The following is a 17,033-nucleotide window of genomic DNA, read 5'->3' on the forward strand; positions in this document are numbered from 1 at the left end:
GCGCGGTTTCAACGGTGGGATTCGGCTTCATCGGCGCGTCCGGAACCGAAGGGCCGTATCAGCCGAGGCCGTCGAACCATTCCTCTACGGAGGCGGGCACGCCCTTGTCCTCCGGCCCCGCCAGCAGGCTGGCGCAGGCGGCTCGCATCACGTCGCGCACATGCGCCTGCAACGGCACCGCGCTATCCTGCGGCTCGCCATGGTCCCAGCGGACCAGCACGCATTGCAGCATCATGTTGCAGAGCAGGATGCGATTGCGGGCGATGTCCGGGTGCACATGCCCGACCAGCGCCGTCAAATGCCCCATCAGGCGCATCAGGTTCGGCGCCTTGTCCCGCACCTGTGCAAGCAGGCCGGCGTTCAGCGACCAGTAGCGCGTCGCGAAATGCAGCATGAACGCCGCATAGGGATGGCGTCCCCGGCCATCGGCCAGATGGAGCTGCGGCAGGAACAATATGCCGAGCAGCGCCATCGGATCGTCCAGCCTGCCCTGCCGTTCCAGCCTGTCCAGCATCCCGCCCCGCACGCCCTCCATCTTCTCGGCACGGCTCGCGAAGATGGCGGAGAGCAGCCCTTCCTTCGATCCGAAATAATAGGTCACCGCATTGGTGTCGCCGCAACGGGCGGCGGCCGCGATCTCCCGCATCGAAACGGCGTCGATGCCCCGCTCCGCGAACAGCGCCTCGGCCGCCTCGATCAGCCGCAGCGCGGCGGGGATGGCATGGCGCCTGGGGTGACGTCGGTCGGTCATGCCTTGGCGGACAGGGCGCTCAGTTCCTCCAGATCGAGGTCGCGTTCCAGTTCCTGCAACGTATGTTCATCGATCTCTCCTGTGCGGTGGAGGCGCAGCAGTTCCGCCCGCCCGGCGGCTATGGCCTTCAGCACCAGGTCGAAATGGGCGTGGAGCGTCTCCGAAAACTGCGCCTCCTGCCCGGCATAATTGGCGGAAAGTTCGGCATGGCGCTGATAGCGCTCCAGCAGCCGGGGGTGGAGCAGCCTGCCTTGCGCATCATAGGCGTGCACCTCCACGACGCGGACCTGCGCCTGCGCCATGGCGGCTTCCGCCTCGCTCATCGTCATGCGCGGACGGTCGCTTTCCGGTTCCTCCAGCTTCACCAGCCGGATCACGGCGCCCAGGGTCGTCCCTTGCAGCAATACGGTGCCGATGATGACCGCGAAGGCGGCCGTCAAGATGAAGTCGCGTCCGGGGAAATCGGCCGGCACGCTGAGCGCGACCGCCAACGTCACCACGCCGCGCATCCCGGCCCAGCCCAATATGGCCGCCGCCCGGAATCCCAGCGGGCGATAGCCGCAAAGACCCGTCGCCCTGAGCCCCGCGATCACCGCGTCGGAACCGAAAACCCAAATGAAGCGTGCGGCGGTGAGCGCGGCCAGTATCGCCAATATCGGCAGCGCCATTTCGTCCAGCACGACGCCGAAACCGCCGACGCGATCGATCACGCCGCGCAGCGACGAACCGATCAGCAGGAAGACGAACGCCTCCATCAGGAAGATCATCACCGCCCAGAAGGCCGTGCCGTTCATCCGCACCATCGCGGGGAAGACGACATGCTGGTACCAGCCGCAGATAAGGCCGGTGGTGACGGTCGCGATCACGCCGGAGGCATGGATGGATTCCGCCAGCAGATAGGACGCCCATGGCGCCAGCAGGGAGGAGGCGATCATCAGATATTTGTCGTCGAGCCGCTTGACCGTCAGCACCCAGAGCGCGCCGATGACCGCCCCGACCAGCGCCCCGCCCACGGCCAGCAGGGCAAAGCTCTGCAAGGCGTCGACCATGCTGAACGCGCCGGTGACGCCGGCCGCTATGGCGAAGCGAAAGAGCACCAGCCCCGTGGCGTCGTTGAACAGGCTTTCCCCCTCCAACAGGATGGAGAGGCGACGGGGCAGGTGGACATGCTGCAACACCGCGCGGGCCGATACGGCGTCGGGCGGCGAGACGATGGCGCCCAGGGCTGCGCATGCCGCCCAGGGGAGGCCGGGCACCAGCCAGTGCGCGACCGCCGCGACCACGGCTGTGGTGAAGACCACCGCGCCCAGGGCCAGCGCTAATATGCCGAACATATGCCGCCGCAAGTGACGCAGGGCGATGAACCAGGCGCCGTCCATCAGCAGCGGCGGCAGGAAGATCACCAGCACCAGTTGCGGATCGAGCGAGATCACCGGCAGGCCGGGCAGGAAAGCGAACAGCGCGCCCCCCGCCAGCAGCGCGACGGCGGGCGGCAGGCCCAGCCTGTTCGCGGCATAATGCAGGACGATGATCGCCAGCAGCATGACGATCACCAGTTCGAACAACTGCATCGGGTGCATTGGCCCTCCCCCCCGTCCATCCGCATCATGGCCATATGACATGGAAATCCATCGGCCGACGATGAAAATGCCAGCAGCGCCAGCAGTTTCAAGAGGCGTCTTCCATGCAGCGAAATTCCCCGAAACCGTAGAGGAAAGCGGCGCGCCACTGGCCGCCGGACGGATGTAATTTCACGATAGTCATGGTTTTTCAAATAGATAGCGGATCATACTGAATACGTATGTGGGATTCTGTGCAGACCATGGGCGGCGCGGCTATCGGTGACGGCAAGAAACACAAGCAATGCGTCTTGGGGAGGGTCCACAAATGCACATGTCCCATCATTCCATCCTGCGCGCGGCCCTTCTGGCCGGCGCTTCGCTGTCGGTCGCGGCGGCAGCCTCCGCTCAGACCGCGGCTGAGACCACCGCCCCCGCCGAGCCGCAGGGAGAGGCCATCGTCGTCACCGGCATCCGCGCATCGCTCGCCTCCGCCGCGAAGCTGAAGCGGGATTCTGTGCTGATCGTGGATTCCATCTCCGCCGAGGATGTCGGCAAGCTGCCCGACGTGTCCATCGCGGATTCGCTCGCCCGCCTGCCCGGCGTGACGGCGCAGCGGCTGGAGGGGCGCGACCAGCGTCTGTCGATCCGTGGACTTGGTCCCGATTTCTCCACCACGCTGCTCAACGGGCGCGAGCAGGTGACGGTGGGCGACAATCGCGGCGTCGAATATGACCAATATCCGTCCGAATTCTTCCAGAACGTCAATGTGTACAAGAGCGCCGACGCGGCGCTGATCGCGGCGGGGATTTCCGGCACGGTCGACCTGCGCATGCTGCGCCCGCTGGACAAGAAGGACCGCGTGATGGCGGTGTCGCTGCGCGGGCAGATGAACGGGATGGACAAGCTCAATCCCGACGGCAAGCGCTACGGCTATCGCGCTTCGGCCACCTATATCGACCAGTTCGCGGACGACACGCTGGGCCTGTCGCTGGGCTTTTCCGCCTCGCAAACGCCCTCCCAGAACGAACGGTTCAATTCCTGGGGCTATCCTTCCGCTCCCGACGGCACGCTCATCATCGGCGGCGCGAAGCCCTATGTGCAATCGAACCTGCTGAAGCGCTATGGCGCGGTGGGCACGCTGGAATGGCAGCCCAGCGACGATTTCCATTCGACCTTCGATGTGCTGGCGTCGCATTTCGAGGAAGAACAGCGGCTGCGCGGCATCGAATTCCCGCTGGTCTGGGGCACCGATGTCGGCGTCAGCGACGTGACGGTCGAAAACGGCTTCGTCACCGCTGCGACCTTCAGCAATGTCTATGGCGTGCAGCGCAACGACTATAACAAGCGCAAGGCCGACATGATCTCGCTGGGGTGGAACAATGACATCCGCCTGAACGATGCGCTGAAACTCAATGTCGATGCGAGCTGGTCGCGGGCCAAGCGCACCGACTTCCTGCTGGAGACCTATTCGGGCACCGGCTATCTGCGTTCCGGCGTGCCGGACACCGTGCGGGTGGAACGCCAGTCGAACGGATTGTTCCACATCGCCCCGACGCTCGACTATACCGATACCGGCATCATCAGCCTGACCGATCCCAATGGCTGGGGCTATAACGGCACGACCGCGGTGGTGCAGGCGGGTTTCCTCAACCGGCCGAAATTCATCGACGACATGAAGTCGTTCCGCGCGAACCTGGTCGGGGACATTTCAGGCAGTCTCTTCTCCCAATGGGAAATCGGCGGCAATTATAGCCGGCGCAAGAAGACCAGCGCCTATACATCCTATTTCCTCTGTCCGCCGGGCGGCACGGACTGCACCATCGCCGGCGGGACGCCGGGATCGGTGGCGGTGCCGAACGAAGCGCTGCTGGGATCGAACGTCTCGCTCGATTATCTGGGCGTGCCGGCGATGCTGACGCTGAACCCGCTCTATCTGTACGACAATGTGCTGGATGCGGTGTATGATAACCGCCCCGGCTCGCTGGTTCGCGACAATGTGGTGAAGGAAGACGTGTTCACCGGCTATGCGAAGCTCAGCATGGACGGGGAACTGGGCGGAAAGCCGCTGAAGGGCGCGATCGGCGTGCAGGTGATCCATTCGCGGCAGGCATCGACCGGCACGATTTCCAACTTCGCCAACGGCGTGGTGACGATACTGCCGGTGTCGGGCAAGGACAGCTACACCAACGTCCTGCCAAGCGCGCAGATTTCGGTGGAACTGGAGCCGAGCTTCTTCGTGAAGCTGGGCGCGGCGCAGACCATGGTGCGTCCGCGTCTGGACCAGGAGCGGATCAACCAGGAGTTCAAATATAATTTGAGCTATGTCGGAATCGGATCTTCCGATCCGCAGTTCAGTCCGTTCAAGTCAGAGGGCGGCAACATCTTCCTGCGTCCTTATCAGTCGACCAATATCGACCTGTCGCTGGAGAAATATTTCCGGGGCGGCGGTTATGTATCGGTCTCCGGCTTCTTCAAGAACCTGACCGACTTCGTCGATCCCAACAACAATATCGCTTACGACTTTTCCGCCGTTCTGCCGACATTGCCGGCCGATCAGCGCGACGCCATTCTGGCCGACGGAAGCTATATCGGGCTGGTGAAGTCGCCCGCCAATACCGGCAAGGGCACGATCATGGGCGTAGAGGCGACCGCGTCGCTGCCGTTCAAGCTGTTCAGCCCGGCGCTCGACGGCTTCGGCATCTTCGCCAGCGGGTCCTATACGCATAGCGAGGTCGAATATGGCAGCAATCCGACCGAAAGCGTCACCCTGCCCGGCCTGTCGAAATGGGTCGCCAGCGGCACCGCCTATTTCGAGAAGGCGGGTTTCCAGGCGCGGGTGAGCTATCGTTACCGCTCCTCATTCCTGGGCGAGGTGGCGGGGCTTTCGGCGGCGCCGACCTTCCGCACGGCGAAGGCCGAGGGCATTCTCGATGCGCAGATCGGCTATGAGTTCCAGTCCGGGCCGCTTCAGGGGCTTTCGATCCTGTTGCAGGGCAAGAACCTGACCGATCAGCCCTTCGTCACCTATCAGAATGACGATCCGCGGCAGGTGATCGACTATCAGCGCTATGGCCGGGATTATTATCTGGGTCTGACTTACAAGTTTTAACGTCCCCCGACTGCCTGACTGCACGCAGGCAGTTCTCCCCCGGACCGCCGCCCCTTTCAGGGGTGGCGGTCCTCCCTTTTTATGTTCCCCTCCCGTAGACGGGAGGGGTTAGGGGTGGGTGCGAGCGGAGCGAGCTTCTTCACTATCGGTTAGGGAGGAACGCCGCTGCGCGGCTTGCCCACCCCCGGCCCCTCCCGCTTGCGGGAGGGGAGAAGTCAGGCGGTCATTCTTGTGACCAGTCTTGGCGCGAGCAGCGTGGGCTCCACCGGCTTGCGGTCGATCTGGCCGATCAGCGCGTCCACCAGCACCTCGCCCGCGCGCAGATAGTCCTGGGCGACGGTGGTCAGCGGCGGGCGCGTCAGGCTGGCGGCGGGGATGTCGTCGAAGCCGATCAGCGCCACATCCTGCGGCACGCGCATGCCCGCTTCGTCCAGCGCCCGCATCGCACCGATGGCGATCAGATCCGACCCGGCGAAAATCGCGTCGAAGGGCAGGCCGCGCGCGATCAGGCGGCTGGCCGCCTCATGCCCCGACTGTTCGGTCGAGAGGGCGTCGACATGCAGGCCGATGTCGACCAGCAATCCGGCCTCCCGCATCGCCTCGGTCAGTCCGGCATAGCGGTCGCGGAATTCGGGATAGCGGCTCGACGCATCGCCCAGGAAGGCGATGGTCCGGCGCCCCCGCTCGATCAGATGCTGTCCCGCTTCGCGTCCGCCCCGCCGGTTGTCGCAGCCGATGGTCATGCCCAGCGCATTGGGGTCGACCGATCCCCAGCGCACGAAATGGGTGCCCTGCGCCACCAGTTGCTCCAGCCGGGCGCGATAGCTTTCATAATCGCCATAGCCCAGCAGGATGATGCCGTCGGCCTTGCGGCTGTCCTCATAATCGACATGCCAGTCGGTCGAAAGCTGCTGGAAGGAGGTCAGCAGGTCGTAGCCCCGCTTGGCGCAGGTTTGCAGGATCGGCCCCAGCATCGAGAGGAAGAAGGGATTGATATAGCTTTCATCGGGCAGCAGATCTTCGAAGAAGAGCAGCGCCAGCGTGTTGCTCTTGCCCCGGCGGAGGGAGGAAGCGTTCTTGTCCACCGTATAGTTGAGCTGGCGGGCGATGGCCTCGATCCGCTTGCGGGTGGCTTCGCTGACGGTGCGGTCGCCGCGCAGGGCCCGGGACACGGTCGGCTGGGAAACCCCCGCAAGCGTCGCGATGTCGAAGGACGTCGGTTTTTCGTTCACGGCCATCGCGCGATCCTACGCCCTGCCCCGGATATTGGAAAGATAAGCTTTTGAATACGTATGTCGGCTGCTTGGCCCGGCGGGTGCGAACCGATTAAGACCCCTATGAAAGCCGCTGCGATCAAGCCAGAAGGCCAAGGGAGGAACGCCATGCGTGGAAGGAAGGCGATGCTGTTTGCCGCGCTGGCTGCCCTGGCCCGCCCTGCCCTGTCGCTGGCAGCCGAGCCATGCGATTTCCGGGCGCGGCTGCCGGAGGATGAGGTCATCTATTTCCTGCTGCCCGACCGGTTCGACAATGGCGACCCGGCCAATGACAAGGGCGGGCTGAAGGGCGATCGGCTCGTCACCGGCCATGACCCCGCCTCCAAGGGTTTCTATCATGGCGGCGACCTGAAAGGGCTGATCAGGCGGCTGGACTATATTCAGGGGCTGGGCGCGACCGCCATCTGGGTCGGGCCGATCTTCCGCAACAAGCCGGTGCAGGGGCCGAAGGGGCAGGAAAGCGCGGGCTATCACGGTTACTGGATCACTGACTTCACCCATGTCGATCCACATTTCGGCACCGACGCCGATTTCGCCGCTTTGGTGGAGGCCGCGCATCGCCGGGGGATGAAGGTCTATATGGACATCATCGCCAATCATACGGCGGATGTGATCCGTTACCGGGAATGCCCAAGTACAAATGCGGACACGACATGCCCCTATCGTTCGCGGGCCGACTATCCCTATCAGCGGCGGGGCGGCATAGGCGGCAAGGCGATCAACGCCGGTTTCGCGGGCGATCAGGACCATGGCGAGGCGAATTTCGCCAGACTGACCGATCCGTCCTTCGCCTACACGCCTTATGTGCCCAAGGGCGAGGAACGGGCGAAAGTTCCGGCTTGGCTCAACGATCCGCTTTATTATCATAATCGCGGGGAAACGACCTATTCGGGCGAGAGCGCGACCATGGGGGACTTTGCGGGGCTGGACGACCTGATGACCGAGAATCCGCGCGTGATCGCGGGGATGATCGATATTTTCGGCGGCTGGATCGACCGTTTCGGCGTGGATGGCTTCCGGGTGGATACGGCGAAGCATGTCGATCCGCATTTCTGGCAGATGTTCGTTCCTGCCATGCAGGCCCGCGCCAAAGCGAAAGGCATCCCCAATTTCCATATTTTCGGGGAAGTCTATGTCGAGACGGTCGATGCCGGGCCGCTCGCCTGGCATACGAAGGAAGGCGGCTTTCCAGCCGTGCTGGACTTCGCCTTCCGGCAGGCGGCGCTGGAGACGGTCGCGGGCAGCGGCGCGACGGCGGTCTGGGAGCGGATGCTGGCGGGAGATGCGCTCTATCGCGATGGCGAGGCGACGGCGCGGACCTTGCCGACCTTCGTCAGCAATCATGATGCGGGGCGCTTCGCCACCTTCGTGCGCAAGGCTTTCCCGCAGGCGAGCGATGAGGAAGTGTTGCGCCGGGTGATGCTGGCCAACGCCATGCTGCTGACGATGCGCGGCGTGCCGACACTCTATTATGGCGATGAACAGGGCTTTGTCGGGGACGGCGGCGATCAGGATGCGCGGGAGGATATGTTCGGCAGCCGGGTGGCGAGCTATAACGACAATCGCCTGCTGGGGACCAACGCCACCACGGCGACGCCGCGCTTCGACACCGGCCATCCGCTTTATCGGGAGATCGCCGCGCTGGCCCGTCTGCGCACTACCCATCCGGCGTTGCGGCGCGGCCGGGAGGTCATCCGGGCGCGGGGCGACCAGCCGGGCCTGTTCGCCCTATCCCGCTTCGATCCCGACAGCGGCGCGGAAACATTGATCGCCTTCAACACGTCCACCGCGCCGATCAGGGCGCAGGTCGAGGTGGATGCGCGGTCCGACCAGTTCACCACATTGGCCGGAGCCGAATGCGCCGCAAGCGCTTCCGCCCCCGGCAGCATCGCCGTCTCCCTCCCCCCTCTCAGCTACAGCGTCTGCGCTGTCCGGAGTGCCGTACCCCAATGACCGACACGACCCTCCCCTGGTGGCGCGGCGCCGCCATCTACCAGATTTATCCGCGCAGCTTTGCCGACTCCAATGGGGATGGCATCGGCGACCTCAAAGGCATCACCGCCCATCTGCCCTATGTGGCGTCGCTGGGGGTGGATGCGATCTGGCTGTCGCCCTTCTTCAAGAGCCCGATGCGCGATTTCGGCTATGACGTGTCGGATTATTGCGACGTCGATCCGATCTTCGGCACGCTGGAGGATTTCGACGCGCTGGCGGCGCGGGCGCATGAACTGGGGCTGCGCATCATCGTCGATCAGGTCTGGGCGCATACGTCGGAGGAGCATCACTGGTTCGTCGAAAGCCGCTCCAGCCGCGACAATCCCAAGGCGGACTGGTATGTCTGGGCCGATCCCAAGCCGGACGGTTCCCCGCCCAACAACTGGCAGTCGGTGTTCGGCGGGCCGGCCTGGACCTGGGATGCGCGGCGCGGCCAATATTATATGCACCAGTTTCTGGCGCAGCAGCCGCAACTGCATTTGCATCATCCGCAGGTGCAGGAGAGCGTCTTCGACATCATCCGTTTCTGGCTGGACCGGGGGGTGGACGGGTTCCGCATCGATGCCATCAACCATTCGATGCACGATCCGGAGTTGCGCGACAATCCGCCCGCGCCGGAGGATGGCAAGGTGCGGACGCGGCCGTTCGACTTCCAGATCAAGAAGTACAGCCAGAGCCATCCGGACATTCCGCTGTTCCTGGAAAAAGTCCGGCAAGTATTCGATGAATATCGGGATCGCTTCACCGTGGCCGAAGTCGGCGGAGCGGACAGCGACATAGAGATGAAGGCCTTCACGCAGGGCGACGGCAGGCTGAATACCGCCTATGGATTCGACTTTCTCTATGCGCCGAAACTGACCGCCGAATTCCTCAAGACGGCGCTCGTCAAATGGCCCTGCGAAACCCATACGGGCTGGCCGAGCTGGGCGTTCGAAAATCATGACGCGCCCCGTGCGGTGTCGCGCTGGGCCAAGGGGGTGGACCCGGACGCCTATTGCCGGATGAAGATCCTGCTGCTCGCCTGCCTGCGCGGCAATATCTTCCTTTATTATGGCGAGGAACTGGGGCTGCCGCAGGTCGACATCGCGTTCGAGGATCTGCGGGACCCCGAGGCCATCGCCAACTGGCCGCTGACGCTTTCCCGCGACGGCGCGCGAACGCCGATGCCGTGGCGGGCGGATGCGCCCTATCTGGGATTTTCGGAGGCCAAGCCCTGGCTGCCGGTCGGGGAAACGCATCGCGCGCTCGCCGTGGATGTGCAGGAGGCGGATGCGGATTCGCTGCTGCACTGGACGCGGCGGGTGCTGGCGTTGCGCAACGGGTCGCCCGCGCTGCGCGTGGGGGCGATCGATTTCCTGGAGGCGCCGGAGGAATTGCTGGCGTTCGAGCGGGAGCATGAGGGCGAGAGGATGCTCTGTGTCTTCAACCTTGGGGACGAGCCTGTGACATGGACGCCGGCGGGTCATTGGCAGCCGTTGCTGTCGACCGGCGGAGTCGAAGGATGGCATTTCCCCGCAGCTTCCGGTCTTGTCGCGCGCGTTTAAAGGCATCGTACAATGTTCCTGCGTAGGCAGGCAACCAGTCCCACCACCTGAACTGGGCTCCTGCCTCCGCGGCAGCACGTCGCGCTTTGATCTCGTCAGGGCAGACTCAAAAGGAATTATCATGAAGAAACCGACCGCGCTCACCCTGCCGCTTTTCGCGCTTTCGCTGGCCCCGGTGGCTGCCCGCGCCGATGTGGTAGCCAAGGCCGCCTCCCCCGATGGCCGCATCACGCTGACCGTCAGCCTCGATAATGAAGGCCGCCCCAGCTACGCCGTGCAGCGCGACGGCAAGGCGCTGATCGCGGACAGCCGCCTTGGTTTCATGTTCACCGACGCACCGAAGATCGAGCGCAATCTGACGCTGGCCGACAGCAGGACCGGCAAGAGCGACACGACATGGACCCAGCCCTGGGGCGAATGGTCCAGCATCCGCGACCATCACAATGAGATCCGCCTCGCCTTTCGCGAGAAAAGCGACCTTCAGCGCGAGATGGACGTGACCTTCCGCCTGTTCGACGACGGCGTGGCCTTCCGCTACACGCTGCCCGATCAGGCCCATCTGCACCACGCCAATATCGCGGAGGAACTGACCCAGTTCGCCTTTGCGGAGGGCGGCACCGCCTGGTGGAAGCCCGCCTTCGAATGGAACCGGGAGGAATATCTCTATAACAGGACGCCGCTCGATGCGGTCGGGACCGCGCAGACGGTGATGACGGTGAAGCTCGCCAGCGGCACCCATGTCGCGCTGCATGAGGCGGCTTTGGTGGACTATGCGGGGATGAACCTGGCGCGGGCGCAGGGCAATATATTCCGCGCCGCGCTGACGCCGGGTTCCGGGGCGCCCAAGGTTTCGCGGGACGCCGGTTTCTCGACGCCATGGCGCACCATCGCCATCGCGGACGATGCGGCGGGGCTGTACATGAACCATATGATCCTGAACCTGAACGAACCCAACAAGCTGGGCGACGTGTCGGGCTGGATCAAACCGGGCAAGTTCGTCGGCGTGTGGTGGAACATGATCAAGGGCGAGTGGACGTGGGCGCGCGGGCCGAAGCATGGCGCGACCACCGCCAATGTCCGCCGCACTATCGACTTCGCCGCCGCCAACGGCATCCCCGCCGTGCTGGTCGAGGGATGGAATGTCGGCTGGGACGGCAATTGGTTCGGCAATGGCAACGGCATGAACTTCTCCCAGTCCACCGAGGATTTCGACGCCGATGGGCTGGCCGCCTATGCCAGGTCCAAGGGCGTGACGCTGATCGGCCATCATGAGACGGGCGGTTCGGCCAGCCATTATGACGGGCAGCTCGACAGTGCGTTCAAATGGGCCGCCGACCATGGCGAGCGGGTGGTGAAGACCGGCTATGTCACCGATGCCGGGCAGATCGAGCGGGTCGATCCCGACGGCTCGCAGCATCGCGAATGGCATGAGGGGCAGTGGATGGTGAACCACTATCTCCGCGTGGTGCAGGCAGCGGCGAAATATAAGGTCAGCATCGATAGTCACGAGCCGGTGAAGGATACGGGCCTGCGCCGCACTTATCCCAATTGGGTGGCGCGCGAAGGCGGGCGCGGCATGGAATATAATGCCTGGGTCGGCGGCAAGAATCCGCCTGAGCATGAGGCCAATCTCGTCTTTACCCAGTTGCTGGGTGGGCCGATGGACTTCACGCCGGGCGTTCTCAGCCTTTCCGGGTCGGAGGGGAGCGCGATCCAGTCGACCATCGCCAAGCAGTTGGCGCTTTATGTCGTGCTGTACTCGCCCTTCGTGATGGCCGCGGATACGCCCGAAAATTACGCGAAATATCCGGGGCCGTTCCAGTTCATCAAGGATGTGCCGACCGACTGGTCCGATACCCGCGTCCTGAATGGCGAGGTGGGCGACTATGTGACCATCGCGCGCAAGGCCAAGGGCAGCAATGACTGGTATCTGGGCGCGGTCGGGGATGAAGAGGCGCGCTCCACTCAGGTGAAGCTCGACTTTCTGGAGGCCGGGCGGTCCTATGTGGCGGAGATTTATCGGGATGGGCCGGGGGCGGACTATCGCACCGAGGCGCGTCATGCGATCGTGATCGAGAAGAAGGCGGTGAAGAGGGGGGATGTGTTGAGCATTGACCTCGCGCCGGGTGGGGGGGAAGCGATCCGCTTCGTGGCGGGCGGGGGCAAGGGCAAGCGCTCAATACGATAAGATACCCCGCACCGTTCGCCCTGAGCCTGAACGGCGATAGGAATAAGTATAAAGCAAAGGTTGGGGACGCATGGATCAGGCGCAAGATAATCTGGAACCGCAGTCCCGCCCTCGCCAGGGCTTTTGGGGCCTGTGGAACATCAGCTTCGGCTTTTTCGGCATCCAGATCGGCTTTGCGCTGCAGAACGCCAATATGAGCCGCATCTTCCAGTCGCTGGGCGAAAGCCTGGACGATCTGGCGCTGCTGTGGATCGCGGCGCCGCTCACCGGCCTGCTGGTCCAGCCGATCATCGGCCATTATAGCGACCGGACATGGTGCCGTTTCGGGCGGCGGCGGCCTTATTTCTTCGCGGGCGCGCTGTTCGCGGCGCTGGCGTTGGTCGGCATGCCCAATGCGCCAGGCCTGCTCGCCGCGGCGATGATGCTGTGGGTGCTCGACGCCTCGCTCAATGTTTCCATGGAGCCCTTCCGGGCCTTTGTCGGGGATATGCTGGCGAAGGAGCAGCATATGGCGGGCTACGCGCTCCAGACCGCCTTCATCGGCGCGGGCGCGGTGATCGGGTCGTCCACCCCGTGGCTGCTGGACCGGCTGGGGGTCGCCAATGTCGCCAGCGGGTCCGGCATTCCCGACACGGTGCGGATCAGCTTCTATATCGGCGGCGCGGCCCTGTTCCTGGCGGTGTTGTGGACCGTGCTCACCACCCGCGAATATTCGCCCGAGCAGATGACGCGCTTCGAACCTTCGGAGGGCAAGCCGGTCGCTGAAAGGGACGCTGTCCCGGCCATCCCGCCCGGCGGCACGCTCTGGATCGTCGCCGGGCTGGCCGTCGTCGCGATCGTCCGCATCCGGTCGCTGGAGAAGGAACTGTACCTGCTCGGCGCGCTGCTGGCCGGCTATGGCGCGGCGCGGATGCTGGCGCGCCGGCTGCACTGGGGCGGTCGCACCGACAATCTGCTCACCCATGTGGTCGGCAATTTCGCGGCCATGCCCGCGATGATGAAGCGCCTTGCGCTCGTCCAGTTCTTCACCTGGTCCGCGTTGTTCATCATGTGGATCTACACCACCCCGGTCGTCGCCCAATATGTCTTCGGGTCCGCCGATCCCGCCAGCGCCGCCTATAATGCGGGCGGCAACTGGGTCGGCATCCTCTTCGCCACCTATAATGGCGTCGCCGCCCTGGCCGCACCCTTCCTGCTGCAACCGCTCGCCCGCCGGATCGGCCAGGCGCAGACCCATGCCCTGGCGCTGATGCTGGGCGCGTTGGGCTTCCTTTCCTTCCTGTTCCTGCGCGACGCCCGCATGCTGCTGCTGTCGGAAGTCGCCATCGGCATCGCCTGGGCATCCACGCTCGCCATGCCCTATGCGATGCTCGCCTCCAGCGTGCCGCAGGCGAAGCTCGGCATCTATATGGGGCTGTTCAACGCCTTCGTGGTCATCCCGCAATTGCTGGTGGCCACCGTCATGGGCACGATCATGCGGCATTTTTTCCCGACGGAGCCGATCTGGACCATGGCCTTTGCAGCGGGCGTCATGCTGCTCGCCTCAATGGCCGCCCTGCGCTGCCGCCAGGCGCGAAGCTGAGGAAACCGGCGAATCGCAAAAGCGCTTCATGGAAAAGTCGACAGGCTCAGCAAAGGCAGTCGACACCCGATTCCTCTTCGTCGGCAATCATGGCGTCCGCCACCTTCTTATATCTGCCTATTATTCGCCTGCATTCTTCCTGCGACTTGAAATATCCGAAATCATCGTCACCGGGGATTCTGTCCTGCTTCGGTTTTTTCACCATTAACCATGGCGTAAACGCAGACGATGTTTCACAATCAGATGCCTGCCTGAGATCGGTCCATTTCTTTCTGACAATCCCGCCCCCGAATATGGGGCCGGGAACATCCATCTTTGTCATTTCCAATCCTGTATATTGGGAATGATGGCGACGATTTCACATATTCAACAGGTCAGGGTAATCCTGAATCGGGCAAGAACCGGATGATTTCGGAGAATTTCTTGACGCCGAACTTCTTCATGATGCTGGCGCGGTGCATTTCCACCGTTCTGATGCTGATCTGCAGCGCGTCAGCCACATCCCTGTTGCTGCCGCTGGAACTCAGCGCGCGCACGACATCCAGCTCCCTTTTGGTGAGGCTGCCGAAATAGGCTGCGGCGGCTTCCCGCCGGCGCTGGATCTCGATGTTCCGTTCCAGCATGGGCCAGGCATTGGCGAGCACCTTGAGCAGCAGGCCGTCGGCAAAGGGCTTTTCCAGAAAGTCGATGGCGCCCCGCTTTATGACGTCGACCGCCGTCGGAATATCGCGCGACGCCGTCATGACGATCAGGGGGATGTCCACCCGCCGCGCGGACAGTTCCTGCTGAACCGCCGGCCCGGCCATGTCGGCCAGATGCAGTTCCATCACCGCAATGCCGGGCGCTAGGAAATCAAGCGCCTCGATAAAGTCGGAACCGCAGGAAAAGGGGACGGGTCCGAACCCTTCCCGGCGCAGGATTCGCACCAGTTCCTGGCGCATCCTGCTGTCGTGGTCCACGATATAGACTGGACATCCTGGGTTCATAGCCAATTGCCTAGACCATCATTCCCGCGCCAACGCGCGAAGCCGCCAATGGTTTCGGCTCCGATCCTTTCTTTTTTATCGCGTCAGTTCGCAGCCGTCCGGCGGGGTTCGAAGAAGACCCCGATCATCCCGCCGCTCGACCACTGCACCCGCCCCATCCGTACATCCAGGCCGCGGGTTTTCACAAGCAGCCGCGTACCTTCGCCAAGGCCGCCCACTTCGATCATCATCCCTTCGGCCGACAGGTTGCGGATCGTCCCGATCAACACGGGCGTGGAAGTCACCAGCGTTGCGGAGAAATCGACCGCCAGTCGGCGGCTGCGCGGCTCGTAGGTCTGGGGCGCGGGGTTCGCATCAGGCTCCTCGCCCGGAATCCAGGGCAATGTCTCTTCAAGCAGAAGACCGCATTTGGGCCCGTTGATCCAGCGGACCTCCGCCGTACGGAAGCTGGCGTCGTCGAAGCTCACATGCACCTGCTGGTGCAAGCTCAGCGACAGGGCGCACCGTCCGCTCAGTCCCGCATGGGACACATTTTCGACAGACAGGTTCGCTTCCTCGACGACCGGATAGAGCAATGCCGTCTTGAAGACGGTCTGCCGGGGGTGCCGGCGTTTCTCCATCATCGCGCTCCGGTCGTCGGACGGCTTTTCTAGCGGCTCGGTCATACGGGTTCCCACAGATTCGCGGAATCCCATAAATGATTGGACTTGCACGCCGATTAGCGGGGAAATAGGTATTTTTACGGTATCGCCCGGAGCGGTTGCATTAACCTTCATCTCCTAGACAGCCGGGGGCCGTTTCCTCCGCTGAGGCCGGCCTGGAACCGGCGGGGCGCATTTTCAGTCCCATCATGCGCCTCGCCTTTACTTTCCTCAGACAAATGGCATCATCGTCGCATGCTTGCTCGATGGTCCTATATTAGCACCAGCCAGTTGGATGCAACCCAAGCCGAAAAACACATGGAAGAGATCGTCCAGGTCTCCATTCCGCGCAACCGCTCGCTGGAAGTGACGGGCGCGCTGCTGTTCACGGGCAACCGCTTCGCCCAATATCTGGAAGGCGCGCCGGCCGCCATCGAAAACCTCAAGGCGAGCATCCTGCGCGACCGGCGCCACAGGGAGGTTCAGACGATCGCATCGGGCGAAGCGCCGCATCGCCATTTCGTCACCTGGTCCCTCGCCTATGCCGGCCCTTCCCATTTCGTTTCCGACATCATCGAACGCGCCTTGAACGATGCGCTGGAAAAGGGCGACGAAGGGTTCGAAGCGCTGGTTCAGATGATGTCGGAATTTTCGATCCGCGGCCGGGGTTGAGCTTTCGTCCCGCCATGGCGCGGCGACGCCGATATACCATCCCGCCGGAAAGCAGGCGATTATTAACTCAGATCAATATCCGCCGGGGAACAGGAAGACCTGCCGCTGGTTGCTCTGCCATGCCACTCGCCCTATCCTCGCCGATCGTCCGGGCGGCGGCCGGTCCACTGCCATTGTCACGCAGGATGCATGGCCTTGTCCCTTCCCCGCCCCACCGATATGAGCAAGGGCAGACCATCGGTGTGAATGACAGACGCCCCGGTCGGGCGGAACGTCCAGCGCACGACCGGTTCGGAAAGAAAGGGAGAGCCCGATGTCAGAGCCTGTGGTCCGTGCCGGCCAGAACCATGCCGATCGCCCCCAATATGTCCGTGCGGGAATAGGGCTTGATCACCCGCCTGCAGCTTTCATAGGCCGACGGCAGGCTTTGTTCGTCATAGCCCGTCACGATGATCACCGGCACGGCACGCGCGACCAGTTCGTCGATCAGGGGATAGCTCATCTCCCCCTGAAGATTGACGTCGAGCATGACGATGTCAGGCAAGTGTTCTGCAATGGCCTTGAGCGCGCCGAACAGGCTGCCATGCGGGCCCATCACCGAAAACCCCTCTTCGGCCAGCAAGGCGCCAAGGTCGCTCGCGAGAAAATAATCATCCTCCACCACCAGCACGCGAACCGCGCCGGGGGTCACCCCTTCCATCATTCATCTCTCCTCTCCCGCCAGCCGTC

13 protein-coding genes are annotated in these 17,033 nt (G+C 63.5%); 6 read left to right on the forward strand and 7 right to left on the reverse strand.

Annotation, left to right across the window (positions count from 1 at the left end; genetic code table 11):
* Positions 1-58: 58 nt before the first annotated feature.
* Together EGM87_RS09070 and EGM87_RS09075 are read right to left on the reverse strand one after the other, a co-directional pair.
* Positions 59-751 carry a TetR/AcrR family transcriptional regulator gene (locus tag EGM87_RS09070; RefSeq protein ID WP_044662643.1) on the reverse strand — a complete coding sequence of 231 codons (693 nt, stop codon included), beginning with the start codon at positions 749-751 and terminating at the stop codon, positions 59-61.
* Positions 748-2,331, reverse strand: a complete 1,584-nt coding sequence (locus tag EGM87_RS09075) for a Na+/H+ antiporter (protein WP_044662644.1) — start codon at positions 2,329-2,331, stop codon at positions 748-750. The genes EGM87_RS09070 and EGM87_RS09075 overlap by 4 nt, the downstream gene beginning before the upstream one ends.
* A 313-nt stretch (positions 2,332-2,644) precedes the next feature.
* Here EGM87_RS09075 and EGM87_RS09080 point away from each other — a divergent pair, with 313 nt between their 5' ends.
* Positions 2,645-5,422 carry a TonB-dependent receptor gene (locus EGM87_RS09080; protein ID WP_371873073.1) on the forward strand — a complete coding sequence of 926 codons (2,778 nt, stop codon included), beginning with the start codon at positions 2,645-2,647 and terminating at the stop codon, positions 5,420-5,422.
* 215 nt (positions 5,423-5,637) lie between these two features.
* Here the strand turns inward: EGM87_RS09080 and EGM87_RS09085 are convergent, their stop codons facing one another.
* Positions 5,638-6,660: a LacI family DNA-binding transcriptional regulator gene (locus EGM87_RS09085; protein WP_044662646.1), complete on the reverse strand. Its 1,023-nt coding sequence runs from the start codon at positions 6,658-6,660 to the stop codon at positions 5,638-5,640.
* 144 nt (positions 6,661-6,804) lie between these two features.
* Here EGM87_RS09085 and EGM87_RS09090 point away from each other — a divergent pair, with 144 nt between their 5' ends.
* The 4 genes from EGM87_RS09090 (at position 6,805) to EGM87_RS09105 (ending at position 14,005) form a co-directional block, all read left to right on the forward strand.
* Entirely contained in the window at positions 6,805-8,649 is a 1,845-nt protein-coding gene (locus EGM87_RS09090; RefSeq protein ID WP_084694386.1) for an alpha-amylase family glycosyl hydrolase, read from the forward strand.
* On the forward strand, positions 8,646-10,235 hold the full coding sequence (locus EGM87_RS09095) for an alpha-glucosidase family protein (protein WP_044662648.1): 1,590 nt from the start codon (positions 8,646-8,648) through the stop codon (positions 10,233-10,235). The genes EGM87_RS09090 and EGM87_RS09095 overlap by 4 nt, the downstream gene beginning before the upstream one ends.
* Before the next feature lie 121 nt (positions 10,236-10,356).
* Positions 10,357-12,423, forward strand: coding sequence for a glycoside hydrolase family 97 protein (locus tag EGM87_RS09100; protein WP_044662649.1), 2,067 nt, complete (start codon positions 10,357-10,359; stop codon positions 12,421-12,423).
* Positions 12,424-12,493: 70 nt separating this feature from the next.
* Positions 12,494-14,005: an MFS transporter gene (locus EGM87_RS09105; protein ID WP_044662650.1), complete on the forward strand. Its 1,512-nt coding sequence runs from the start codon at positions 12,494-12,496 to the stop codon at positions 14,003-14,005.
* A gap of 46 nt (positions 14,006-14,051) precedes the next feature.
* Here EGM87_RS09105 and EGM87_RS09110 read toward each other — a convergent pair whose 3' ends face one another.
* The 3 genes from EGM87_RS09110 to EGM87_RS09120 all read right to left on the reverse strand — a co-directional run bounded on the left by EGM87_RS09110 (position 14,052) and on the right by EGM87_RS09120 (position 15,656).
* Entirely contained in the window at positions 14,052-14,327 is a 276-nt protein-coding gene (locus EGM87_RS09110) for a hypothetical protein (protein ID WP_044662651.1), read from the reverse strand.
* A 52-nt stretch (positions 14,328-14,379) separates the two neighbouring features.
* On the reverse strand, positions 14,380-14,991 hold the full coding sequence (locus tag EGM87_RS09115) for a response regulator transcription factor (protein WP_025547776.1): 612 nt from the start codon (positions 14,989-14,991) through the stop codon (positions 14,380-14,382).
* Between the two features lie 83 nt (positions 14,992-15,074).
* A complete protein-coding gene (locus EGM87_RS09120; protein WP_044662652.1) occupies positions 15,075-15,656 on the reverse strand; it encodes a PilZ domain-containing protein in 582 nt (193 codons plus the stop codon).
* Positions 15,657-15,887: 231 nt separating this feature from the next.
* On the opposite strand from EGM87_RS09120, the gene EGM87_RS09125 reads away from it, so the two are divergent.
* On the forward strand, positions 15,888-16,304 hold the full coding sequence (locus EGM87_RS09125) for a BLUF domain-containing protein (protein ID WP_025547774.1): 417 nt from the start codon (positions 15,888-15,890) through the stop codon (positions 16,302-16,304).
* Between the two features lie 316 nt (positions 16,305-16,620).
* On the opposite strand, the gene EGM87_RS09130 is transcribed toward EGM87_RS09125, so the two are convergent.
* Positions 16,621-17,007 carry a response regulator gene (locus EGM87_RS09130; protein WP_044662653.1) on the reverse strand — a complete coding sequence of 129 codons (387 nt, stop codon included), beginning with the start codon at positions 17,005-17,007 and terminating at the stop codon, positions 16,621-16,623.
* Between the last annotated feature and the right edge of the window lie 26 nt (positions 17,008-17,033).

The organism is Sphingobium sp. RSMS, assembly GCF_005406185.4.
Lineage (GTDB): Bacteria > Pseudomonadota > Alphaproteobacteria > Sphingomonadales > Sphingomonadaceae > Sphingobium > Sphingobium fuliginis.